Origin of the sequence: Photobacterium satsumensis, assembly GCF_050336935.1 — a bacterium.
Lineage (GTDB): Bacteria > Pseudomonadota > Gammaproteobacteria > Enterobacterales > Vibrionaceae > Photobacterium > Photobacterium satsumensis.
In genome coordinates this window covers 266373-290134 of the sequence record NZ_JAKJSK010000008.1, presented here as the reverse complement: position 1 = coordinate 290134, position 23762 = coordinate 266373, and the positions used below count along the sequence as shown (strand labels likewise).

The 23762-nt window shown below is 50.9% G+C and carries 22 protein-coding genes; 13 read left to right on the top strand and 9 right to left on the bottom strand.

Annotated elements, in window-relative coordinates; genetic code table 11:
* Positions 1 to 34: 34 nt before the first annotated feature.
* The 6 genes from rpsA (at position 35) to L4D79_RS17470 (ending at position 6156) form a co-directional block, all read left to right on the top strand.
* Positions 35 to 1705: a 30S ribosomal protein S1 gene (gene rpsA, locus L4D79_RS17495; RefSeq protein ID WP_428652849.1), complete on the top strand. Its 1671-nt coding sequence runs from the start codon at positions 35 to 37 to the stop codon at positions 1703 to 1705.
* Positions 1706 to 1777: 72 nt separating this feature from the next.
* Positions 1778 to 2068: an integration host factor subunit beta gene (ihfB, locus tag L4D79_RS17490; RefSeq protein ID WP_107349510.1), complete on the top strand. Its 291-nt coding sequence runs from the start codon at positions 1778 to 1780 to the stop codon at positions 2066 to 2068.
* Positions 2069 to 2265: 197 nt separating this feature from the next.
* Positions 2266 to 2550, top strand: coding sequence for a LapA family protein (locus L4D79_RS17485; RefSeq protein ID WP_255041352.1), 285 nt, complete (start codon positions 2266 to 2268; stop codon positions 2548 to 2550).
* Positions 2551 to 2556: 6 nt separating this feature from the next.
* Complete coding sequence (lapB, locus tag L4D79_RS17480; protein ID WP_428652848.1) at positions 2557 to 3726, top strand: lipopolysaccharide assembly protein LapB; 1170 nt, start codon at positions 2557 to 2559, stop codon at positions 3724 to 3726.
* A gap of 326 nt (positions 3727 to 4052) precedes the next feature.
* Complete coding sequence (pyrF, locus tag L4D79_RS17475; protein WP_107299213.1) at positions 4053 to 4748, top strand: orotidine-5'-phosphate decarboxylase; 696 nt, start codon at positions 4053 to 4055, stop codon at positions 4746 to 4748.
* 142 nt (positions 4749 to 4890) lie between these two features.
* Positions 4891 to 6156, top strand: a complete 1266-nt coding sequence (locus L4D79_RS17470) for an MgtC/SapB family protein (RefSeq protein WP_428652847.1) — start codon at positions 4891 to 4893, stop codon at positions 6154 to 6156.
* Between the two features lie 85 nt (positions 6157 to 6241).
* Here L4D79_RS17470 and L4D79_RS17465 read toward each other — a convergent pair whose 3' ends face one another.
* The 6 genes from L4D79_RS17465 to pspF all read right to left on the bottom strand — a co-directional run bounded on the left by L4D79_RS17465 (position 6242) and on the right by pspF (position 12684).
* The gene (locus tag L4D79_RS17465) at positions 6242 to 7066 is read right to left on the bottom strand and encodes a peptide ABC transporter ATP-binding protein (protein WP_428652846.1); all 825 of its coding nucleotides are present in this window, start codon (positions 7064 to 7066) and stop codon (positions 6242 to 6244) included.
* Entirely contained in the window at positions 7063 to 8064 is a 1002-nt protein-coding gene (locus L4D79_RS17460) for a peptide ABC transporter ATP-binding protein (protein WP_428652845.1), read from the bottom strand. Before L4D79_RS17460 ends, L4D79_RS17465 begins: the two co-directional genes overlap by 4 nt.
* The gene (gene sapC / locus L4D79_RS17455) at positions 8064 to 8951 is read right to left on the bottom strand and encodes a putrescine export ABC transporter permease SapC (RefSeq protein ID WP_428652844.1); all 888 of its coding nucleotides are present in this window, start codon (positions 8949 to 8951) and stop codon (positions 8064 to 8066) included. The genes L4D79_RS17460 and sapC overlap by 1 nt, the downstream gene beginning before the upstream one ends.
* Complete coding sequence (locus L4D79_RS17450) at positions 8938 to 9900, bottom strand: ABC transporter permease (protein ID WP_428652843.1); 963 nt, start codon at positions 9898 to 9900, stop codon at positions 8938 to 8940. The genes sapC and L4D79_RS17450 overlap by 14 nt, the downstream gene beginning before the upstream one ends.
* A gap of 1 nt (position 9901) precedes the next feature.
* Positions 9902 to 11527 (bottom strand): ABC transporter substrate-binding protein SapA, encoded by a 1626-nt coding sequence (gene sapA / locus L4D79_RS17445; protein ID WP_428652842.1) that lies wholly within the window; start codon positions 11525 to 11527, stop codon positions 9902 to 9904.
* A 128-nt stretch (positions 11528 to 11655) separates the two neighbouring features.
* The gene (pspF, locus tag L4D79_RS17440) at positions 11656 to 12684 is read right to left on the bottom strand and encodes a phage shock protein operon transcriptional activator (RefSeq protein WP_428652841.1); all 1029 of its coding nucleotides are present in this window, start codon (positions 12682 to 12684) and stop codon (positions 11656 to 11658) included.
* A 171-nt stretch (positions 12685 to 12855) separates the two neighbouring features.
* Here pspF and pspA point away from each other — a divergent pair, with 171 nt between their 5' ends.
* The 6 genes from pspA (at position 12856) to tyrR (ending at position 18600) form a co-directional block, all read left to right on the top strand.
* Positions 12856 to 13521: a phage shock protein PspA gene (gene pspA, locus L4D79_RS17435; protein ID WP_255041365.1), complete on the top strand. Its 666-nt coding sequence runs from the start codon at positions 12856 to 12858 to the stop codon at positions 13519 to 13521.
* A gap of 88 nt (positions 13522 to 13609) precedes the next feature.
* Positions 13610 to 13840: an envelope stress response membrane protein PspB gene (gene pspB, locus L4D79_RS17430; RefSeq protein ID WP_428652840.1), complete on the top strand. Its 231-nt coding sequence runs from the start codon at positions 13610 to 13612 to the stop codon at positions 13838 to 13840.
* A complete protein-coding gene (pspC, locus tag L4D79_RS17425; RefSeq protein ID WP_428652839.1) occupies positions 13837 to 14223 on the top strand; it encodes an envelope stress response membrane protein PspC in 387 nt (128 codons plus the stop codon). The genes pspB and pspC overlap by 4 nt, the downstream gene beginning before the upstream one ends.
* 189 nt (positions 14224 to 14412) lie before the next feature.
* Positions 14413 to 15810 carry a YcjX family GTP-binding protein gene (locus L4D79_RS17420; protein WP_428652838.1) on the top strand — a complete coding sequence of 466 codons (1398 nt, stop codon included), beginning with the start codon at positions 14413 to 14415 and terminating at the stop codon, positions 15808 to 15810.
* A complete protein-coding gene (locus L4D79_RS17415; protein WP_428652837.1) occupies positions 15807 to 16841 on the top strand; it encodes a YcjF family protein in 1035 nt (344 codons plus the stop codon). The genes L4D79_RS17420 and L4D79_RS17415 overlap by 4 nt, the downstream gene beginning before the upstream one ends.
* Positions 16842 to 17064: 223 nt before the next feature.
* The gene (tyrR, locus tag L4D79_RS17410; RefSeq protein ID WP_428652836.1) at positions 17065 to 18600 is read left to right on the top strand and encodes a transcriptional regulator TyrR; all 1536 of its coding nucleotides are present in this window, start codon (positions 17065 to 17067) and stop codon (positions 18598 to 18600) included.
* Between the two features lie 185 nt (positions 18601 to 18785).
* On the opposite strand, the gene L4D79_RS17405 is transcribed toward tyrR, so the two are convergent.
* Positions 18786 to 19265: a methylated-DNA--[protein]-cysteine S-methyltransferase gene (locus L4D79_RS17405; RefSeq protein ID WP_428652835.1), complete on the bottom strand. Its 480-nt coding sequence runs from the start codon at positions 19263 to 19265 to the stop codon at positions 18786 to 18788.
* Between the two features lie 168 nt (positions 19266 to 19433).
* Here L4D79_RS17405 and rimJ point away from each other — a divergent pair, with 168 nt between their 5' ends.
* Positions 19434 to 20015: a ribosomal protein S5-alanine N-acetyltransferase gene (rimJ, locus tag L4D79_RS17400; protein WP_428652834.1), complete on the top strand. Its 582-nt coding sequence runs from the start codon at positions 19434 to 19436 to the stop codon at positions 20013 to 20015.
* A gap of 235 nt (positions 20016 to 20250) precedes the next feature.
* Here the strand turns inward: rimJ and cydC are convergent, their stop codons facing one another.
* Together cydC and cydD are read right to left on the bottom strand one after the other, a co-directional pair.
* Complete coding sequence (gene cydC / locus L4D79_RS17395; RefSeq protein ID WP_428652833.1) at positions 20251 to 21972, bottom strand: heme ABC transporter ATP-binding protein/permease CydC; 1722 nt, start codon at positions 21970 to 21972, stop codon at positions 20251 to 20253.
* Positions 21965 to 23737 (bottom strand): heme ABC transporter permease/ATP-binding protein CydD, encoded by a 1773-nt coding sequence (gene cydD / locus L4D79_RS17390; RefSeq protein ID WP_428652832.1) that lies wholly within the window; start codon positions 23735 to 23737, stop codon positions 21965 to 21967. The genes cydC and cydD overlap by 8 nt, the downstream gene beginning before the upstream one ends.
* Positions 23738 to 23762: the final 25 nt, after the last annotated feature.

Sequence of the window (23762 nt, the reverse complement as noted above, 5' to 3'; positions counted from 1 at the left end):
ACCCATGGTTGTTAATCACATTGAAGATTAAATAATGACTGAATCTTTTGCTCTACTTTTTGAAGAGTCTCTAAACGAACTAGAAACACGTCCAGGCGCGATCGTTAAAGGTACTGTTGTAGCTATCGAAAACGGTTACGTACTAGTTGACGCAGGCCTTAAGTCTGAGTCTTCTATCCCTGCTGAAGAATTCAAGAACGCTGCTGGCGAACTTGAAATCGAAGTTGGTGCTGAAGTTGACGTTGCACTAGATGCAGTAGAAGACGGCTTCGGTGAGACTAAGCTATCTCGTGAGAAAGCTAAGCGCCACGAAGCTTGGATCGTTCTTGAGAAAGCTTACGAAGACGCTGAAACTGTTGTTGGTATCATCAACGGTAAAGTTAAAGGCGGCTTCACAGTTGAACTTAACGGCATCCGTGCGTTCCTACCTGGCTCTCTTGTAGACGTGCGTCCAGTTCGTGACACTGCTCACCTAGAAAACAAAGAGCTAGAGTTCAAAGTAATCAAGCTAGACCAGAAGCGTAACAACGTAGTTGTTTCTCGTCGCGCAGTTATCGAATCTGAAAACAGCGTTGAACGTGATGAGCTTCTTGCTTCTCTACAAGAAGGCATGGAAGTTAAAGGTATCGTTAAGAACCTTACTGACTACGGTGCATTCGTTGACCTTGGCGGTGTTGATGGTCTACTACACATCACTGACATGGCTTGGAAGCGCGTTAAGCACCCATCTGAAATCGTTAATGTTGGCGACGAGATCAACGTTAAAGTTCTTAAGTTCGACCGTGAGCGTACTCGCGTATCACTAGGTCTTAAGCAGCTAGGCGAAGATCCATGGGTAGCTATCGCTAAGCGTTACCCAGAAGGCACTAAGCTTTCTGGCCGCGTAACTAACCTAACTGACTACGGCTGCTTCGTTGAAATCGAAGAAGGCGTTGAAGGTCTTGTACACGTTTCTGAGATGGATTGGACTAACAAGAACATCCACCCATCTAAAGTTGTTAACGTGGGCGACGAAGTTGAAGTTATGGTTCTTGATATCGACGAAGAACGTCGTCGTATCAGCCTAGGTCTTAAGCAGTGTAAAGCTAACCCATGGCAGTCATTCGCAGAAATGCAAGCTAAGGGCGATCGCGTAACTGGTAAGATCAAGTCTATCACTGACTTCGGTATCTTCATCGGTCTTGAAGGCGGCATCGACGGTCTAGTTCACCTATCTGACATTTCTTGGAATGTTGCTGGTGAAGACGCAGTTCGCGACTTCAAGAAAGGCGACGAGATCTCTGCTGTAGTTCTAGCGGTTGACGCTGAGCGTGAGCGTATCTCTCTAGGTGTTAAGCAGATCGAAGAAGACCCGTTCAACGGCTACGTTGCTGTTAACAAGAAAGGCGCACTAGTAACTGGTACAGTTACTGCAGTTGATGCTAAAGGCGCAACTGTTGAGCTAATCGAAGGTGTTGAAGGTTACCTACGTGCTTCTGAAGCATCTGTTGACCGTGTTGAAGACGCAACTCTAGTTCTTTCTGTTGGCGATTCTGTTGAAGCTAAATTCACAGGCGTTGACCGTAAGAACCGCGTAATCAACCTATCTGTACGCGCTAAAGACGTTGCTGAAGAGCAAGAAGCTATGGCTAACCTGAACAAGCAAGACGATGCTTCTTTCGGTAACGCAATGGCTGACGCTTTCAAAGCGGCTAAAGGCGAATAATTGAGCGAGGGGGGATCACTTTTCCCCCTAAGCGGTTATACTATTGAGAAACATACTAAAAACGGAGTGTTTATGACAAAGTCTGAATTAATTGAAAGACTATGTAGTCAACAAACACATCTTTCTGCCAAACAGGTAGAAGATGCAATTAAGGAAATCCTTGAGCATATGGCTACGACACTTGCCGAGGGTGACCGGATCGAAATCCGTGGCTTTGGTAGCTTCTCGTTGCATTACCGCGCTCCACGTGTAGGTCGAAATCCGAAAACAGGTGACAAAGTTGAGCTGGACGGCAAGTACGTTCCTCACTTCAAGCCAGGTAAGGAATTACGCGACCGTGTTAACTTGTCGATTGCTAGTTAACCGCGTTTAGAACAAAAAAACGGCATGCTGTTAAGTATGCCGTTTTTTTATGCGTATTGATCATGGTCTGATGAGGCAAAATCTTGCATAATCAGGCCATACCCTTCTGTGTTTATACCAGATGTTTTTCTGTTTTGGGGCATTGCCTTTACCAGATAGGTATCATCTCCATTTCGTTCAAGTGAGAAGGATTCACGATGAAGATACTGACTGTACTCTTACTGGCTGCATGTTTTTTGGTTACCCTTGCGCTGGGTGCCCAAAATCAGCAGTTGGTTAACTTTGACTTTCTGTTAGCCCAGGGAGAATTCCAGCTTTCGACTTTGCTGGGTATCGCCTTCGGTTCCGGGTTTGTGATCGGCTGGCTGATTTGTGGCCTGCTATACCTTAAGACCCGTTTCACCAAAAACCGCCTGAGCAAGAAAGTACAAAAGCAGAAACAAGAATTGGATCAGCTACGAGCCGAGCCAGTTAAGGAATAACATTTAATGCTAGAACTGTTGTTCCTGCTATTGCCTATCGCGGCCGCCTACGGCTGGTACATGGGTAACAGGAGCGCTAGTAACAAGCAACAAGAGCAGTCTCATCACATGTCACGCCAGTACGTGACAGGTCTGAACTTGCTGTTGTCGGATCAGTCCGATAAAGCAGTAGACGTGTTTATTGAGCTGCTCCAGGTTGATAGCGAAACCATCGATACACACCTGGCTTTGGGAAATCTTTTCCGAAGCCGGGGAGAAGTTGATCGTGCGATTCGTATCCACCAGAATTTAATTGCCCGCCCGAACCTGACCATCGATCAACGTAATCTCGCTCTGCAGCAACTGGCGCAGGATTATATGGCGGCTGGTTTCTTTGACCGCGCCGAAAAAATCTTCGAGCAGCTACTGGACGAGCCCGATCATCGTAAAGGGGCTTTGCAGCAACTTCTGACTATCTACCAGCAGACCCGGGAATGGGAAAAGGCAATCAATATTGCTACCCACCTGGTCAAAATGGGTAAGAGTAAACTCAAGCACGATATTGCCCACTACTGGTGCGAAATGGCGATGCTTGAAATGAGTGCGCAGAATCCTGATAAAGCGAAGCAGCTGATCAAAAAGTCGCTGTCGGCGGATAAGAGCTGTGTCAGGGCCAGTATCATGCTGGCAAAAATCTTTATAGCCGAAGAAGAGTTCAAAGCGGCCGCTAAGCAGCTTGAGCGTGTTGCTGACCAGGATCTCGAGTTTATTGGCGAAGCGCTGCCACTTCTGTTGCAGTGCTACGAGGCGATGGACAATGAATCTGGTTGGCTTAAGTACCTACGTTACTGTGTTGAGCAAAAAGCCGGTTCAACGGCTGAACTGATGCTGGCTGACGAGATAGCCAAGCGGGAAGGCCCGACCATGGCCCAGACGTTCATGACCCGCCAGTTGCAGAAAAACCCGACCATGAAGGGCTTCTATCAACTGATGGACTATCATTTGGACGAGGCTGAGGACGGCAGGGCGAAAGATAGCTTAACCACGCTACGTGGCTTGGTAGGAGAGCAGCTTAAAATTAAGCCTCACTATCGCTGTCGCCAATGTGGTTTTGCAACCCATTCCTTGTACTGGCAATGTCCATCTTGTAAAGGGTGGGGGGCAATAAAGCCTATCCGCGGTTTGGATGGCGAATAAGTCTAGGGGCTGTTGACCTTTCATTACATGTTAAAACTATCATAAGAGGCCTGCTTGATACTCAAGCGGGCTTTTTTGTAATTAAAGTCAGGCTAATTTGGCCTAATATTGAAAGTTAAAATTTTGACCGCTCATTTTTACAGGAAAAATGGCAACAAAAACTTTAGTGAGCTGAATAAACGATTGGCTAAATGTATTGAGTGCACATTTTGGCTGTTTGGTGTTAATTTTCAATTAATGCTCGATAAAAAACTATTTTGATGTACAATCCTGAGCGCGCTCAGCTAGCTGGGCTAGTTTGACCTTATGACTAAGCAGGAGATGCCATGTTAGATCCAAAAGTAATTGTCGCTCTCGACTACCCAAGCCAAGACGAGGCGCTAGCCTTTGTTGACCGGATTGAACCGGGAAGTTGCCGATTGAAAGTTGGTAAAGAGATGTTTACTTTTTTTGGCCCTGACTTTGTGCGTAAACTGCATGATCGGGGCCATTCTGTATTTCTGGATTTGAAATTCCACGATATTCCCAACACCTGTTCACGCGCAGTGGCTGCGGCTGCTGATCTGGGTGTATGGATGGTGAATGTCCATGCCAGCGGTGGCGAACGTATGATGACAGCATCACGCGAAATTCTTGAGCCTTTTGGCAAAGACCGTCCGCTACTTATCGGTGTCACCGTGCTAACCAGTATGGAAGCGTCCGACCTGCAAGGTATTGGCATCACAGCAGAACCAAAAGACCACGTTTTGAACCTTGCCCGCCTGACCAAGAATAGCGGTCTTGACGGTGTGGTGTGCTCTGCCCATGAATCAACCATGCTGAAGACTGAGCTGGGAAGCGAATTTAAGCTGGTGACGCCAGGTATCCGTCCTGCTGGCAGCGCTGCAGGCGACCAGCGCCGTGTCATGACCCCAGTTGAAGCGGTACAGGCTGGCTCTGATTACTTGGTTATCGGCCGCCCAATTACCAAAGCGGCAGATCCTGCTGCGGTACTGGCTGAAATCAACAAGACGCTTGCTTAACTGACAGCTACTTATTTTATAAAGACAGGTCCTCATGAGGGCCTGTTTTTTTATATATCAATATAAAATTCGTGATAGAGCAGACAGTTGCTCGTCGTTGCTCATCCTAAACTAGATAAAGGAAATCTAGTTTAGGTGGTCTATGGACTCGGATTTAGCGCTAACGTCCCCTTATATCCGGCTTGGCATCGCCTTGCTGCTTGGTGCCATCATAGGTATCCAGCGTGGCTGGGTCGAGCGCAACGAAGCGGCTGGCAGTCGTATTGCCGGTATAAGAACCTATTCGCTCGTTGGCCTGCTCGGTGGTATCTGTGGCCTGCTGGCCGAGCATTTTTCAGAGCTATTCCTCGGTCTGTCCTTTGTGGCGTTGACCATCGTGTTGACCGTGGCCTATTCACAACGGCTAAAATGGCAAACCAACCTCAGTATCACGGGTTTGGTGGGGACGTTAATTACCTTCCTGCTCGGGGCACTGGCGATTGTTGGTGACCCCACTTTGGCGGTCTCTGCTGCGGTGATCACCGCGATTATTCTTGATAACAAACAAGAGCTGCACGCTGCCCTGCAGCGGCTGCAGGAGTATGAGTTGGATGCCGCCCTTCGTTTGTTGCTTATCTCTGTTGTCTTATTGCCGCTACTGCCCAATGAACCGATGGGACCGTGGGGAGCTATCAACCCCTACGAAATTTGGTGGATGGTGGTGTTGATCGCCGGTATTTCCTTTGTCGGCTACTTTGCAATGAAGATCGGCGGGACCCAAAAGGGGATTTTGTTGACTTGCCTCTTTGCCGGGCTCAGTTCGTCGACGGCTCTGACATTACAGTTTTCCCACTTGTCGAAACAGCAGCCGCAACTTAATGGCTTGCTAGGCAGTGGGATCTTGCTCAGTTGCGGCACCATGTTCCCTCGTATTCTTTTTGTTTGCTCAGTTGTAAACCGGCAACTGATAGATTGGCTATGGCTGCCTATGTTGTTGATGATGCTTGGCTTCTATCTGCCGGCATGGTGGATCTGGCAGCGAAACAAAGTCGATAGCCAGACCAACCCCGAGATGAAACAAAACCCGCTGGCGCTGACTTCCGCATTGGGTTTTGGATTAATATTGCTGCTGATTATCCTGCTGGCCAATGGGTTGCAGGAATGGTTTGGCAATACGGGGACTTTGGTTCTGGCGGCGATTTCAGGGATCACCGATGTCGATGCCATCACCCTTGCGCTGGGCCGACAGAGTGCCGATGGCCGGATGTTAGCAACGGCATCGATGGGGATTTTTATCGCGGCAGCCGTGAATAGCCTGGTAAAAATGGGGATGGCGTGGTTTATCGGCGAGCCGGGTTTGCGAAAATATGTCGCTTTGCCTGTGATTGGGGCGGTGATGCTTGGTGGCTTGGCGGTGCTATTGGTTTAGCCAGGAACAGATCGAGATGAAGCAAAAAACGGGCGATAGGCCCGTTTTGGATGTCACATGTTGAACGCCGTTAGGTAGCGCAGAATCAACACTCTATTTTCGGTGTTGCCCGGCTGATACGGTTGCTCCGGTCATGGGATGGGGCGGAAAAGTGGCTGTCGAGCAATTTCTGGGTCAGCGCGTGCTGCGGATTGCCGAATACCTCATTGGTTTTGCCCTGTTCAACAATCACACCGTGCTGCATCACGATCACCCGGTCGGAGAAATGCTTGATCACCCCCATATGCTGTGACACATAAATGTATGACAGTCCCATTTCTTCCTGAAGCTCAAGCAGCAGGTTGATGATCTGCGAGCGCATCGACATATCGAGTCCGTTAAGCGCTTCGTCAGCAACAATAATACAAGGCTGTAGGATCAGGGCGCGGGCCAGAGATACACGCTGCTTTTGGCCGGTTGCAAGCATTTGCGGGTAAAAATAAGCATGTTCAGGCAGTAAACCCACACGTTTTAGGGTTTCCATGATCCGGCGCTCACGGGCTTGCGGTGTCATGTTGGTGTTTCGCTTCAGCGGACCTTCGAGGATTTTACCGATCTGGATCCGCGGGTTTAGCGACGTGTTGGGATCTTGAAAGATCATTCTGATCAGCTTGCAGCGGGTCTGGTAATCACGGTGCGTTAGCGGCTCGCCATTAACACGGATCACTCCCTCGGTCGGCTCGACCACCCCTGAGAGCATTCGCGCCAACGTGGACTTTCCTGAGCCATTTTCTCCCATAAAGGCAATTGTCTCCCCGGCTTCCAAGCTGAAGGAGACCGGTTTAACTGCCTCTATGGTGCGGCGGCGGAATAAGCCTGAGCGGTAATGGTAGTCTTTTTTAAGGTTCTCGACTTCAAGTAACGCACTCATTTTGTATTGCTCTCCATGTTCAGCGGAAAGTGACAGCTGAACTTGTGATTCTTGATCTTTCTGCGCTTCGGCACTTCGACACATTTACGCTGGGCATGCGGGCAACGGGGCCCGAGTCGGCAGCCGATCGGAAGGTGCTGAAGCGGGGGAATAGAGCCCGGCAGAGTTTCCAGCTTACTTTTATGGGCAAGCTTATCGAGGTTGAAATCGGGCATGGCCCGGAGCAATGCTTCGGTATAGGGATGATGCGGCGATTCCAACAATTGTTGTCGATTGGCGGACTCAACAGACTGGCCACAGTACATGACCGTGATCCGGTCTGCCCATTGGGTCACGGTGGTCAGGTCATGGCTAACCAGCAAGATAGTGGTATTGCCCAGTTGGTTCATCCGGCTCAACAAGCGGAAAATTTGCGCTTGGGTGATCGGATCCAAATCATTGGTCGGTTCATCGGCGATCAGTAGTCGAGGGCGGTTGGCGATCGCCATGGCAATCATTACCTTCTGGCATTCCCCATCAGTCAGTTCGTAGGGGTAGCTCCGCATCACACGGCGGTGATCTTTGATCCCGACTTTGTGAAGCAGGGCGATAGCTTGCTTCTGGCGCCAGTGGAACCGTTGCCAGAAAGAGCCATTGAACGACGCTGATGGAATGGCTTCTTCTAATTGTGCGCCGACTTTTTCAGACGGGTCAAGGCAGGATGACGGTTCCTGGAATATCATCGCAATTTCCCGGCCGACAACCCGACGCCGCTCGCGCGCTGACAGGGTCAGCAAGTCTACATCACCCAGACGCAGACGGTCGGCACTGACCCGCCAGTTGCTCTTGGTCACACCGGCGATGGCTTTGGCAACCAAGCTTTTACCCGAGCCGGATTCGCCTACTAAGCCACGGATCTCGCCTTCGTTAATGGTCAGGCTCATCCGCTCAACCGCTTTTACCATGCCTTGTGGCGTATCGATCTCAATGGTCAGGTTACGAATATCTAATAGTGGCATCAGTCAATCCCCGCATTTATGGCTTGGCGGAGTCCTTCTCCTACTAAGTTTACAACCAAAACGCTGAAGGTAATGGCCAGTCCCGGCAAGGTAACCGTCCATGGAGCAAGATAGATCAGCTCGATGGAATCACCCAGCATCGCGCCCCATTCAGGCATCGGCGCCTGGGCACCAAGGCCGAGAAAACCCAGTGCGGCAATATCGAGGATAGCAATGGAAATTGCCCGGGTGAACTCATTGGTCAGCACGGTCAGGATATTGGGCAAGATAGAGTTGTACAGCAGGTAGAAGTTGTTGGCACCGTCTAGGCGTGCCGCCATGATATAGTCTTTTTCTACCTCGTTGTGTACCGCGGTATACACCGCACGGATAAATCGCGGGATCAGTGCCAGCCAAATAGCCAGTAGGATATTGGTTTCGCCCGGCCCCATGTAAGCGACAACGATGATCGCCAGCAGCAGGGAAGGGATAGACAGCACGGTATCCAGTACGTGGTTGAGGAAGCTAGATTTCAAGCCTTGGGTCATCCCGGCCAACACGCCGATCAAAATCCCGATAGTCGCGGAGCCAATGGCCACCAGCACAGCGTAGCCGAAAGTTAGGCGTGAGCCGAGCAATAAGCGGCTGAGCATATCGCGGCCAAGATCGTCGGTACCGAAGAAGTATTCGACTTTACCGGCAGTATCCCACGATGGCGGCATGAGCAGCTCACCCACTTGGCTAAAGGCTTCGTAGGGTGTCAGCCAAGGTGCCAGCAATGTAATGATACAGAGGAGAACCAGGCACCATAAACCAAACATCGCCAAGGAGTTGTTTTTGAAATTTAGCCAAGCTCGCTCACGCTGGGTTGGGATCTTGGTCTCCTGGTAGATGTTATTTGATAGCATACCATTCCTTCCGTACGAGAGGATTGACAAGGGCGCCGGTCAAGTCAGACAGGATGTTGGCAATCAAGATAAAGGTCCCCACGGTGATCACACCGGCTTGGATAGCGACGTAGTTCTGGGTTGATATGGCATCGAGTAACCAGCGGCCGATCCCCGGCCAGTTGAAGATGGATTCGGTGAGCATCGCGAAGGTCATCATGGTCGAAAATTGCATACCCAGTTTCGGGATGATCGGTGGAATAGCATTTCTCAGCACATGCCGGGTAATGATTTCAAACATCGACAAGCCCTTGGTCTGGGCCACTTTGATAAAGTTCTGATCCATGACATCCGAGACGGATGCACGGGTCAGCCTGATCACTTCGGTGGTCGGTGCCATTGCTAATACCACGGTGGGTAGCACAAGGTGTTTGATGGTATCCACCAGGGCCTCTGCGCGGTAAGGCTTGTCAGATAGCATCACATCGATCAGGGCAACACCAGTGACATGGTCAATTTCGTACAGCAAACTGTAGCGACCAGAAACCGGGAGCCAGCCCAACTCCAGAGAAAACAGCATAATAAGCAACATCGCCAGCCAAAATAGTGGGATCGAGTAACCCACGAGAGTGATTGATGAGATGGCTGTGTCAATGTATTTTCCGCGCTTGACCCCCGCAAGGGTACCAACAGGGATCCCGATGATCAGCGAAAGCACAAAAGCAAAGAAGCTCAGTTCGAGCGTGGCCGGGAAAACAGCCATCACTTCGTAGACGATTGGCTCGCCTTGAAGGTTCATGCCTAAGTGGCCGGCCATCAGGCTCTCGAGGTAAACCGCCCAGCCGGACCAAAATGGTTGGGTGCTCCACAGTGACGCATTGTCTAGGCGCAGAATACTGTAGCCGATTAAGGTCAGGATCAGCAGGGTAATCAGAAAGAGGTTTAGCCTACGGATGGTATAGATAAACATATTAGATCTCGCTCCGGAAGACTGTTGAGAAGGAGCGGGTACCAAACGGGCTCATCTGCAAACCCTCAAGGGATTTGTGGTGAACCTGGAAATGGACGCCATGGGCCAGTGGGACAATAGGTACCTCGGTATCCAAGATATCTTGGGCGAGGTGATAATAATTGAGTCGCTGGTTCAGCTTAGGGGTTCTAGAAGCCAGTTCCAGCAGGTTGTCGAAGCTGAGGTTACACCAGTTCGCAACATTCAGGCCAGCTTTCTTGGCATCGCAAGACAGCAGCGGGCGTAGGAAATTATCCGGATCGCCGTTATCGGCAATCCACCCGGTCAAGATCAAATCACTGTTGAACTTGTCAATCGCGCTAAAGCGGTTGACGGTATCTTGGGTGATGATGTCTACCTTGACCCCGACAGCATTGAGATCCGCTTGGATTAACTCTGCCGTTTTTCGAGGACTTGGATTATACGGACGCGGCTCAAGGGGTACCCATAAGGTCAGGGTCAGGTTTTTGTCGTAACCGGCTTCTTTGAGCAAGGAAAGCGCTTTTGCCGGGTCATAATCCAGCGCCTGGCTACCATGGTTGTATGCCCAGGACATTGGTGGCAGGAGACTGCGGGCCTTGGTGCCGGTACCGTAGTAGACTGAATTGAGCAGGTTTTCACGGTTGATGGCGTGGTTAATTGCCTTACGAACCCGAATGTCACTCAGCTCTGGCTGATTGTTATCAAGTGCCAAGAACGCCACGTTCATGCCGGTTTGGGCATTAAGGTTAAAATTATCGTCGGCACTGATGATTGGCAGCTGGCTGGCGACCGGTGATGACAGCACGTCACATTCGTTGCTCAGCAGCTTGGCCAAGGTGCCCGTACCGCGGCTGGCGATATCGAAGACGACTTGCTCCATAGGTGCCGCACCTTGCCAATAACCTTCGTGGCGGTTTAGCCGAACAAAATCATTGGCTTGGTAGCTATCGAGATAAAACGGTCCGGTGCCAACGGGTAAGGAGTCCAACTGGCTTGGCTTCCCGGCGCGCAGGGTTTGCTCGGCATACTCTTGCGAGTGGATCACCGCATAGGTCGTGGCCAAGTTGGACAAGAAGGCGTTGTCAGGCCGGCTCAAAGTAAACTTGACGGTGAGTGGGTCAACAACCTCGATATTCTCAATTAGGCTATCAAACCCCTGGCTGTCGAACCAAGGGTAGCGGCCACCGGAAACGGCATGGAAAGGGTGATCAGGCTGAATGACTCGCTTAAAGCTAAACACCACATCTTGAGCGTTGAACTGGCGTGTAGGTTTAAACCAATCGGTGGTTTGGAACTCAATACCGTCTCGTAATATAAAGGTATAGACCAAGCCATCACCACTGGTACTCCAGCTCTTGGCGAGCGATGGAAGTGGCTGGTGGCTAACGGGATCGAGAAGTAACAGACGGTCGAAAAGTTGCGCAGCTAAGGTATCAGCCGTTAAACCACCATCAATTAACTGTGGATTAAAGGTTGTTGGCTTATCTTGTCCGCAATAGACGAAGCCGCGGCTGCGAATATTGCTATCCTGCTGCGGGTCATCACTACAGCCAATCAGGCCGGCAAGGCTGACGCACACAAGCAAAAGACGAGTATAGGCGCTCATAGGATAAGAAATTTTTTGGAAACAAGATTATAAATTTACCATTAACCCAGTCTGTCACCAAGTCACCTCACTAAAATACCTGTTATTTCTGGGTTCTTTATGGCCAGAAAGTGTACAGAATAGTGCTTTTAGTCATTTCCGACCAGCTGGTACTTGCGCAGCAGTCCCCTCAGTTGATGGTAGCTCAAGCTGAGTAAGTCAGCGGCTTTGCGCTGATTAAACTGCGCTTGCTCGAGGGCCTGCTGGAGAATGGCAACCTCCTGGTCGTGTTGCCACTGGCGAAAATCAAAGGGGAACTCCCACGTTTCGCTGCTGCCGCCGGCAGCTTGGCCATTAGAGGATATGCCAGGCTCGGTATGGTTTTTACTGCCTTCATCTTGCTGCCAAGGCGGCTTGAACGGGTCAAAAATAATGGTATCTACCGGTTCCTCTTCGATGCTATGGCGAAATACCGAACGCTCAATAACATTCTTTAGTTCGCGGATGTTGCCGGGCCAAGGATAAGTTTGCAGCTGATGCTGGGCTTGTTGGCTGAACCCGGCGAAAAAGCTGAAGCTGAGCTCCCGGCACATTTTTACTGCGTAGTATTCGGCAAGGGGCAAAATATCTTCTTGCCGTTCGCGCAATGGCGGTAAATGAATGATGTCGAAGGCCAGGCGGTCGAGCAAGTCGGAACGGAATTTACCTTCAGCGGCCAGTTGCGGTAGGTTTTCATTGGTGGCACAGATCAACCGGACATTGGCTTGGCAAGTTTTGCTGCCACCCACCCGTTCATATTCGCCGTATTCAATCACCCTGAGTAGCTTTTCCTGTACGCCCATCGGTGCTGTTGCGAGCTCGTCGAGAAACAAGGTCCCGTTTTCAGCGCGTTCGAACCGCCCTTGGTGCCGGCCTTTGGCGCCGGTAAATGAGCCGGCCTCGTGACCAAATAGCTCGGAGTCAATGACGCCTTCACTCAGCGCGGCACAGTTTAGCGAAACGAGGGGTTGGTCCCAGCGGCGTGACAGATAATGCAGTCGCTGAGCGATCAGCTCCTTACCGGTTCCTCGCTCGCCGATGATCAGGATAGGGCGATCAAGCGGCGCAAGGCGCGAGGTTTGGTCCAGTACCGTGAGGAACGCCTCGGACTCGCCGATGAGGTTATCTGTCTTTCGCATGGTTAATCTCACTAATAGTTGGCGTAATTACTTACACCTTAGCAGGGGGACTGTTGGGGTGTAAAGCTAAGTATATGATATATAAAAGGAAAAAAGTTGGCATGCTTGTTGTAGTAGTAAACTGAGTTACAGTTCTGGAACTGAACGCAAATATATTTAGGAGATGTAATTATGGGTATTTTTTCTCGTTTTGCCGATATTGTGAATGCCAACGTCAACTCACTGTTGGACAAGGCTGAAGATCCGCAAAAAATGATCCGCCTTATCATTCAGGAAATGGAAGATACGCTGGTTGAAGTGCGTACGTCCTCTGCTCGCGCATTGGCTGACAAGAAAGAACTTCAGCGCAGGATTCAGGCGATTGAGGCTCAGAGCCGTGATTGGCAGGATAAAGCCAGCCTGGCGATTCAGAAAGGCCGTGAAGATCTTGCGCGTGCCGCGTTGATTGAAAAGCAGAAACTTAACGATGTCGCACTGACACTGAATGAAGAGTACAAGCTGGTAGAGGCAACTATCGAAAAGCTTGCAACAGAAGTGGCTGAGCTGGAACGTAAGCTGCAAGAGACTCGCGCCCGTCAGCAAGCCTTGGTAATGCGTCACAAAGCAGCCGATACCCGTCGTGATGTACGCCGTCAATTGGATACCGGTAAAGTCGATGAAGCTTTGTCTAAATTCGAGCAGTACGAGCGCCGTATTGATGAGATGGAAGCAGAAGCCGACAGCTACAGTATTGGCCGTGGCAAGAACCTAAACGATGAGTTTGCTGATCTGCAGGCACAAGATGAAATTGAAAAAGAGCTTGAGCGCATGAAAGCCAACCTCAAGGACAAAGAGTAATTCACCTTAACGGAAATTGGTTGTTATGATGGCAGTGGCTATTGTGACAATCTAATGAATTGAATCTGCGCGAAAAAGGAGAAAAATAATGTCTATGGGGTTTATTGTTGGGCCGTTAGTCGTATTCATGATCTTTGTTGCCCCGCTGTGGTTGATCCTCCACTACCGAAGCAAGAAGCATGCTGGTGAAGGGTTGTCTGGTGATGATCAGCAGAAACTACAGGAGCTGGTGGCTCGCGCAGAGCAGATGCAAGAGCGGATTGTGACCTTGGAGCGTATCTTGGATTCGGAAGTCCCGCAGTGGAGGCGTAAATCATGAATAAGACCCTCTACCGTGACCCGAAAAACGGCAAGCTAGGTGGCGTTTGTGCCGGTGTTGCCGAATACTTTGGTATGGAAATCTGGTTGGTGAGGATCCTCACTGTGTCAGCGTTTTTACTTGGGGTGGGATTCTTTGTCACCCTGGCCTATGTCGCCGCTTGGCTGATCCTCGACAAAATGCCCGAGGAGCGCATACAGCAGCAGACGATTTTCCGCGATCACCATGTTAAGCAGAAGCCATGGCAAGCCGGAAAACCAGCAGGCCAAATTTTACAGAATGTCGAAAGTGAGCTCGATAACATGGAACATGAGTTGCGTGATATGGAGGCCTATGTGACCTCATCGGCGTTCAAAGTGGACCGCGAGTTCCGCAACTTATAGTTTTGGAGCAAGCAGAAAAGCAGGCAATGGCCTGCTTTTATTTTTTCCAGCGAACCATTTTCTAACCACAACAGTTTGATGTCTACTGGGTTAATGACGTGATTCATCAGAGGTTAATAAGCAGGGATTTATAGTCTGGATATTGCTTCTCTGGGGCATCTTTTCTTTGGGGTATTGTCAGGAACGTTTATGAATCGATTTAGCAATGAGTTGAACAAATTGGTGAACCGGAGTTTAGACCGCCATGTCCGGTTGGCGGTGACGGGCCTGTCCCGGGCGGGTAAAACCGCTTTCATTACTTCACTGGTTAATCAGCTTATGCATGTGAGTACTAACCCACGGTTGCCTCTGTTTACTGCCGTTCGGGATGATCAATTGCTGGGTGCCAAGCGGGTACCGCAAATTGATATGCATGTGCCGAAATTTGCCTACGAAGAAGGGATGGGCGCACTGCTGTCGACGCCTCCGAGTTGGCCCGAGCCTACGCGCGATGTCAGCCAGACCCGGCTGGCCCTGCGCTACAAGCCGCAGCGTGGTCCGATGAAGCTACTGCAAGAGACAGCCACGTTGTACTTGGATATTGTCGACTACCCGGGTGAATGGCTATTGGACTTGCCGCTGTTGGAGCTGGACTTTATGGCGTGGTCACGCCAGCAAGCTCAGATCCTGAAAGGTAAACGTGCTGAGTTGGCAGTGGATTGGTTGGCGATGGCTGAGTCTTTTGACCCATTGGCGCCGGCAGACGAGGCTATCATTGAACAGATTTCGGCGCGTTTTACCGAATATTTGTATAAGTGCAAAGCTGAAGGTGGATTGCACTGGGTGCAGCCGGGCCGATTTGTCCTACCGGGTGAGCTGGCTGGCGCACCGGTGTTACAGTTTTTCCCGATGGTCTGGCTTGAAAAGATCACCGAACAGCAGTGGGCCGATGCCAGTGAAGAGACCAATCTCGGTATGCTGAAAAGCCGCTACCGTTACTACCAGCAGCATGTTGTGAAGGCGTTTTATAAGGAGCATTTCTCCAAGTTCGACCGCCAGATCATCTTGGTTGACTGTTTGCAGCCACTCAATACTGGGCCGGAGTCATTCAATGATATGCGCCAGGCGTTGGACCAGCTGATGCAGAGCTTCCGCTACGGCCGAAGCTCAATGTTGAAACGCTTGTTTTCACCCAGAATTGATAAGGTACTGTTTGCGGCAACCAAAGCCGATCATGTTACGCCAGAGCAGCATCCCAATTTGGTGAGCTTGCTGCAGCAACTTGTCAACGAAGCATGGCAGACCGCCTCGTTTGAGGGGATCAAGATGGACTGTGTCAGTCTGTCTTCGATTCAGGCCACCGAGCCGGGGTTTGTTGATTATCATGGTCGTCAGGTGCCTGCATTACGTGGCCATCAAATCGACGGTGATGCCAAAACCTTATTTCCGGGTGAAGTGCCGCGCCGTCTGCCAAACGACACTTTCTGGCAGCAATCTGGCTTTGATTTTATTAATTTCCGTCCGCTTGAAATGCAAAGCGACGAGCCATTGCCGCATATCCGGATGGATAAGGCGATGGAATACCTGCTGGGGGACAAATTGCGATGAGTGAGCAGTTAAAAAGTAAAATTGTTTTCGATGAGCCATCAAAGCCAGGGGCGGATGTCTCCGAGGTTGAACTAACGTCACAGCTGCAGTTTGCCGAGCAGGACAAGAGCTTCTTGCCTGAAGCGAAGGATACCGAACAACCGGACGTTGAAGCTGAACTTGATCGAGCCCTGCGCGGTAAGCCCAAGCGCCGCTCTGGCTGGCTAAAAGGGCTGTTAGTTGGCGGTGCTGCCATGGTGGGGTGGCAAACGGTGGATTATGTCGTCACGGCCTACCAGGGGGGGGATTGGCTTGCCTTGGGGTGGAGCGTCATTGTTGCCGGTATTGCCGGTGCGGGGATCACCGCATTGGGGCGTGAGCTGCTGAGCTTACGCCGCCTCAAACAGCGCCAGAGTGAACGAGAGCAGGCACAGGCGTTACTCGAGGCTGATGGCATCGGCCAAGCCAAGGCATTTTGTACCCGGCTAGCCAAGCAGGGCAAGGTGATGGAGGAGCATGCTGGGTATGACAAGTGGCTACAGTCATTGGCTGCAACCCATAACGACCGTGAAGTGATGCAGCTTTATGACCGTATGGTGTTGGGCCAGCAAGACAAGCTGGCGCGTCAGCTGGTGGCGAAATATGCCAGTGAGGCCGCGGTGATGGTGGCGGTTAGTCCGCTGGCCTTGGCGGATATGCTGCTGGTGGCTTGGCGCAACTTTCGGCTGATTGACCAGATCTCCAAGGTTTACGGGGTCGAATTGGGGTACTGGTCACGGATCCGATTGGTCAAATTAGTGCTTGCCAATATGGCGGTCGCCGGGGCCAGCGAAGTGATTGCCGATAGCGGTATGGACATGCTGTCGATGGACTTGGCCGGAAGAATGTCTACTCGTGTTGCACAAGGTGTTGGTGTTGGCCTGTTGACCGGCAGACTAGGGCTCAAAGCGATTAATTTGATGCGTCCGCTGCCGTGGCAACCCGAACAGCAACCCAAGCTGAGTGAAATTCGTAAAGATCTGCTTAGCCGATTGACCCACAAAGAGCGCTAAGAGCAAGACGGTTACCAAAAAAGAAGGCCCATTTGTGGCCTTCTTTCCACTTTTTCTTCCCTAATCCCTTACCCAATATCTTATTCAGCAGGCCGATACTGGTTCGGTAATGGATTGATAGTGCGCAACCTCTCAGCTCAGAACGTCAATGACTTGACTCCAATACAGGGAAGGCGCAAACTTCTTGTGTCAACAATTCCTGACACCTTGGAAGATAATAAATATGAGGCTACAAGTCTTTTGTGAAGACCGACTTGGCATGACCCGAGAGCTGCTGGATATCCTTGCGAGCCGGCAGATCGACTTACGGGGCATTGAAATTGACCGGGTTGGGATCATTTACCTGAATTGCCCCGAAGTTGAATTTGAGCAGTTTAGCCAGTTGATGTCACAGATCCGCCAGTTGGATGGGGTGACTGATGTTAGAAAGATCCAGTTCATGCCTAGCGAACGTGAACATAAAGAGCTGAAAGCGTTACTGGAAGCCTTACCTGATCCATTTTTCTCTATTAGTTTGCAGGGCAAGATCGATCTTGCCAATGATGCAGCTGAAGTCTTGCTTGGCAAACCCCGTGAGGAGATTGTCGGCGAACATATCCAAACTTTCGTCGGTTTCAATATCCACAACTGGTTGGAAAATGACAATGCCAGCCGCCGGAGCGAGCTGGTGGTGCTATCAGGCCTCGACTACATGATGGAAATCATGCCGGTCTATGTGACCGACGAAACGGAAGAACAGGTACTGGCCAGTGCGGTTATCCTGCTAAAATCCCTCTCGGAAGCCAAGATGCCATTGGCGATGCGCCAGCTCAGTGGTGATAATGGATTCGAGCATCTCGTCGGTCAATCATCCCGCTTCAAGCAGCTGGTATCGCAATCGAAAAAGCTGGCTATGCTTGATGCACCATTATTGATCCAGGGTGAAACGGGTACCGGTAAAGAGATGCTGGCAAGGGCTTGTCACCAACGCTCACTGCGTCGCGATAACCCATTCCTGCTCGTCAACTGTATGTCGATGCCAGACAATGCCGCCGAAACGGAATTGTTCGGTATGGCGGCAACCGCGACCGAGCCGGGCAAGAAAGGGATCTTCGAGCAAGCCGATGGCGGTATTGCCTTCCTGTACGAAGTCGGTGAGATGTCAGAGCATCTGCAAATCAAACTGCTTCGTTTCCTGCAGGACGGTACGTTCCGTCGGGTTGGTGAAGAGCAGGAGATGAAGGTGGATGTCCGGGTTATCTGTTCAACCCAGAAGAAATTACCTGAGCTTGTTGCGACCGGGCAATTCAGGGAAGATTTGTACTACCGCCTGAATGTATTGGCACTGACCGTACCACCGCTTCGTGAAAGAACGGCGGACATTGTTCCGTTGGCCGACTTGTTCCTGAGCCAGTTCGCTCAAGAGCTGCAACAGCAGAAACCAGCGATTTCCGCCGAAGTTGCCCAGTACCTTAGCCAATATGCTTGGCCGGGTAATATCCGCCAGCTGCGCAATGTACTGTTCCGTGCCATGACCCAACTCGAAGGGACGGAAATCAAAGTGGATGATATCCAGTTGCCAGAAAACGAGTCAGCGACAGTGATCAGTGAGGAGACCCTTGATGGCTCGCTTGACGAAATCATGAAGCGCTATGAGTCGGGTATCTTGAATAGTTTGTATCGCAGCTATCCGTCGACACGCAAACTGGCGAAAAGGCTGGGGGTTTCTCATACCGCCGTCGCCAACAAGCTGCGTGAGTACGGGATCGGTAAGCATTAATTTCCCAATTAGCGACGGTGACTTACATTAATGCCAACGCCCGATGAATTTCATCGGGCGTTTTGTTTATCCGGCCCTTGGCAAGAGCGGCTATAGGCGATAGGAAGAGCTATAACTTAAAACTGAATGAGCTTTTCTAAGATTCCTGCATGCCCATAGCCCATAGCCCATAGCCCATAGCCTGCTTACTTCAACAACGTCAGTTTCCCTTGTTCGAGCTCTCTGAGCTGGCAGATAAGATCTTGGCCGTAGCGACAGCTTTGCTGGGCCTCGACTTCGGAGGCCACACGGTGGCAAGGGATGATAATAGGGATTGGGTTGACGTTCTTGGCCATACCGATAGCGAGAATTGCAGTGGAATGTTCAATGTGGGTGGCGATTTGTTGGTATGAGCGGTGGCTGTTGTAGGGGATTTCGCAGATAGCTTGCCATACTTGTTGCTGGAACTCTGTGCCGGGAGGGGCAAGGGAGAGGGTAAACTGCTTTCTTTTTCCATCGAGATACTCAGCGAGCTGGGTAATGTAAGGGGCCATGAAGTCCGGGTCGTGATCCCAGTGGCTGTCTGGGGCAAATCCGCCGCTGGCAATGGTAAGTTGTCGTAGTCCCTGTTCGTCTGCCAGTAAGTATATCTTTCCCAATACCGTATCAAGGTGGTCGTAATACATAATCTTCACTGTGTTGGTTAGCGTCAAACGCGGCGCGGCTATCACAATGATAGTTCAAACATACGGGCAAATCTTTGTCATGAAATAAGTTTATAGCGAAGGTGTATTCATCACCCACGGGCTGTGCTAACGTTTCATCATCGCGTATGGCATAAGGATAAGGTGCTGTTGTTTCATTCGATTATTAGCCGAGCAACATCAATCGATATAGGTGATGCGACGGTTCGGCTTATTACCACGAAAGATGTTGCGGCCATTACCGCTTATTATCAGCGTAACCGGGCTTTCCTACAGCCTTGGGAGCCGCTGCGTGAAGAAGCGTTTTTCACCGAAACTGGCTGGCAACGACGGTTGGAGCAGCTGATGCAGTTGCATAAGCATAAAATGGCTTACTACTTTGTTATCCAGCTAAAAGATAGCGATGAGATTTGCGGTGTCGTCAATTACAGCAACTTGGTCCGTCATCCTTTCCATGCCTGTCATGTGGGCTACTCGCTGGATCAGGACTGCCAAGGGCAGGGAGTGATGAGCAGGGCATTGGCTGCTGCCAATTGCTGGATGTTCGAAGATCAAAGCTTTCACCGCATCATGGCAGCCTATATGCCTCGCAATGTTAAAAGCGCGGCGGTGTTGAAAAAGTGTGGCTTTGAGATTGAAGGCGAAGCGAAAGATTACCTGTTGATCAACGGCAAGTGGGAAGATCATATCCTGACGGCCTGTATCAACGAAGCTTGGACAATGCCGGTGTAATACTTATCTCTTTAAATATAAAAACGAGAGCCATGTGGCTCTCGTTTTCGTTATGGGTTATTCAGCGTGGCATTATACCAACCTACATAAATATTTGATCAGTCTTGCAGGTTAAAATCGCTGTTCTCTGCGTTAGATATTTTGTAATTAGAGCCACTAGTTACTGCAATATCTGCCTTGATAACAACGATTTTTCCAGTGCAAATACTTGATCAACTACTTATCCAGATTGGTATTAGATACGCTGCCAAAGCTCGGTGTATCGACCATTCTCGCTCAGCAGTGCTTGGTGCTTGCCTTGCTCGATGATTTCACCTTCATCCATCAAACAGATATGATCCATGTGCTCCAAACCAACCAGTCGGTGGGTAATGAACAACACTGTCTTGTCTTTGGCGTGTTCCAGTAGCAAAGCCATGATCTGTTGTTCGGTACGGCGATCCAGCCCTTCGGTTGGTTCATCCATCAGCAGGATTGGCGCGTCGTGCAGTAGGGCGCGGGCAATACCGATCCGGCGGCGTTCACCACCAGAGATCTGGCGTCCACCTTCGCCTAGCCACGTATCCAACCCTTTGCCTTCCAGCAAGGCATCCAGGCCAACTTTGGCAAGCACGTCACAGAACTCTTCATCAGTTCCTTGCGGCTTGGCGAGCAGCAGGTTTTCACGCAGCGAACCATTGAATACATCAACACGCTGGCTGACAACGGTAATAGCTTGGCGCAGCGGTGTTTCTTGCCACTGGGGCAGCGGTACGCCATCAAGGGTGATTTGCCCTTGCTGTGGATCCCAGTTACGGGTGATCAGCTGCAGCAGGGTAGATTTACCGCAACCGGTACGACCAAGCAGCGCGACTTTCTCGCCTGTGCCGATGGTTAACGATATATTCTTCAATACCGGTTCGTCACTGCCGTAGTAGGTGTAGCTGATATTCTGGAGATCCAGTGCACCCTCAACCTCTGCGGTGTGACCATTGGGATCAAACGGTGTATCTGGCGTCGCTTCAATGATCTCATTCAGTCGGCGGGCAGACGTCAGGGTTTGTCCCAGATACTGGAATGCGCCAGCCACTGGCATCATCAACTCGAAGCTGGCCATGGTGGCAAAGGCGACCATGGCAACAAATGGATCCGGAGCTTGCCCGGCAATGCCATCAGCCGCGATCCACGTGATCAGTACCAAGGTCCAGCCAGTAGCCGCCATCAGGATGGCATTGGCAAGGCCGGTAAGGTTGGCCATTTTTCGCTGAGCATCCAATAAGGCTTGCTGCTCATTGAGGGCGGCTTGGTAGTAGCGGTCCTCGGCGTTGAACAGTAACAGCTCGGCATTGCCTTGGATCCAGTCCAGTATTTTCACCCGGTAGTTGGCTTTATCCATCGTCAGGTTTTCACCGTTGGATTTGCCCAGACGGTAGAAGATTACTGGTAGGATTAGCATCAAGGAGAGCAGGATGGCGCCTAGGGTCAGGCCGATAGTGACATCAAACCAAGCGAGGAAACCCGTGATAGCCAGTAAACCAATAACACCGATCAGCAATGGGCTGACCAAGCGCAGGTAAACGTGATCCATCGCATCAACATCAGCGACTAGGCGGTTGAGCAAATCGGCATCGCGTAGGTTGGTCTGGCGGCCCGGGATCAACGGAGTCAGCTTGCGGAAGAAGAACAAGCGCAAGTCAGCAAGTAGCTTGAAGGTCGCATTGTGGCTGACTACCCGCTCGCCCCAACGGCCCGCGGTACGGGCAATCGAGAAGCCACGCACACCGGCACCCGGTAGCATGTAGTTGAAGGTTTCACGGGCAATTGTCAGCCCCGCGACAGCTGACGCGGTAATAAACCAGCCCGATAGGGTCAATAGGCTCATGGCGGCCAGCAAGGTACCTAGCCCAAGCAGCATGCCAAGTGTCAGGCCGAACCAGTGCTTACGGTAGAGCTTGAGGTAAGGGATTAAATCACGCATCGAGATCCCTCTTGTCGGTATGGGCTAGCATTTCAGCAAGTAGGCCTTGCCGGCGAATTTGTTCGAAAGGACCATTCTGGACCAATTTACCGTTTTCCATCACGAGGACACGATCCATTGCGGCCAGTTGATCAAGCCGGTGGCTTACCATCAGGGTGGTTTGACCGCGAACGGCATCTTTCAAGCTTTCCAACACCAAGTGTTCAGAGTTGGCGTCTAGGCTCGCTGTGGGTTCATCAAGAATCCAGAAAGCGCCACTTTGTAACATGGCACGGGCCACAGCAATACGCTGTGCTTGGCCGACAGACAGACCGCCTGAGCGATCACCCACCTGATGTTGGTAACCTTGCTCTAGGCGCTGGATAAACTCGTCAGCATAGGCTTGTTGAGAGACTTGCTTGATATGTTCTTCGGTAGCCAGTGGGTTGCCCAGCGTGATGTTGTCGTGAACAGTACCGTGCAGTAACAGCGGGTTCTGACCGACCCAGCTGATGGCTTGGCGCCATTGGCTGTGATCAAGGTCATTGAGCTCAGTCCCGTTGATTTTCAAGCTACCGCGGTAGGGCAAGAAGCCTAGCAAGGCATTGAGTAGGCTGGTTTTACCTGCGCCACTAGGGCCGATAAGCGCAACTTGCTCGTGGGCATTGATGCTAAAGCTAAGAGGGCCAGCCAACACTTGCCCCTGCGGGCTGAGTACTTCCAGCTGCTCGGCAGTTATCGAGATAGTCTCTGGTGATTCCAAGTTAGTTTGACCTTGGCTCATGCCATCGGCTTCGCTGTTAAGGAACTCAACAATTGACTCGGCCGCACCGATAGCTTGTGCTTTGGCATGGTAGAACGTGCCCAGATCACGCAGTGGCTGGTAGAACTCGGGGGCGAGTACCAAGATGAACAGGCCGGTAAACAGGCTGATTGGAACACCGTAGTGGCCGAAATTCAGCTCGCCGATAAATGAGAAACCAAAGTAAACCGCGGTAATTGCGACTGAGAGCGCCGAGAAAAATTCCAGCACGGCCGACGAGAGGAAGGCCATTCTCAGTACTTCCATGGTCCGCTTACGTAGGACATGGGAAGCGGCATGCAAGTTGTCGGCTTCAGCTTCGGCACGGTTGAATAACCGCAAGGTCGACAAGCCTTGCAATCGGTCATAGAAATGGCCGGATAGGCGTTGTAGCGCTTTGAAGTTACGGCGGTTAGCATCGGCAGCACCTAAACCGACCAGAGCCATAAAGATTGGAACCAGGGGTGCGGTGATGAGGAAAATCAGGCCAGCTGCCCAGTTAAGCGGGAATACAGCGAACAAGATCACCATAGGGACCAGTACCGCAATCGACATCTGCGGGATATAGCGGGAGAAGAAGTCCTGCATCTCTTCTACCTGCTCAAGTACCAGGCTAGCCCAGACTCCGGCTGGTTTGCCTTTGATGTAGGCGGGACCTAACTGTTGTAATCGTTGCAGGATTAGCTGACGGATATGCAGCCGGATCTGTTCGCCGCAGCGGTAGCCGTATATCTCGCGCCCCCAGCTACAGGCAGCCCTGAGCCCGACGATGACAAAGAGGCCAGCAAAGCTTGAAACCAGTTGGTATTTATCCGTATGTTCAATGATGAGTTGGTGCAGGATATGGGCAAGCAACGCTGCTTGGCCAACGAGTAGCAACCCCGACATGAACCCCAGGCCGACACTGAGCATGAGCCAGCGTTTTGCCAGCTTACTCTGTGATTTCAACCATTTGGTTAAATCGCGTTGTAATTGTTTATCCATATTAAATTCTTGCGCTGCTCAGCAG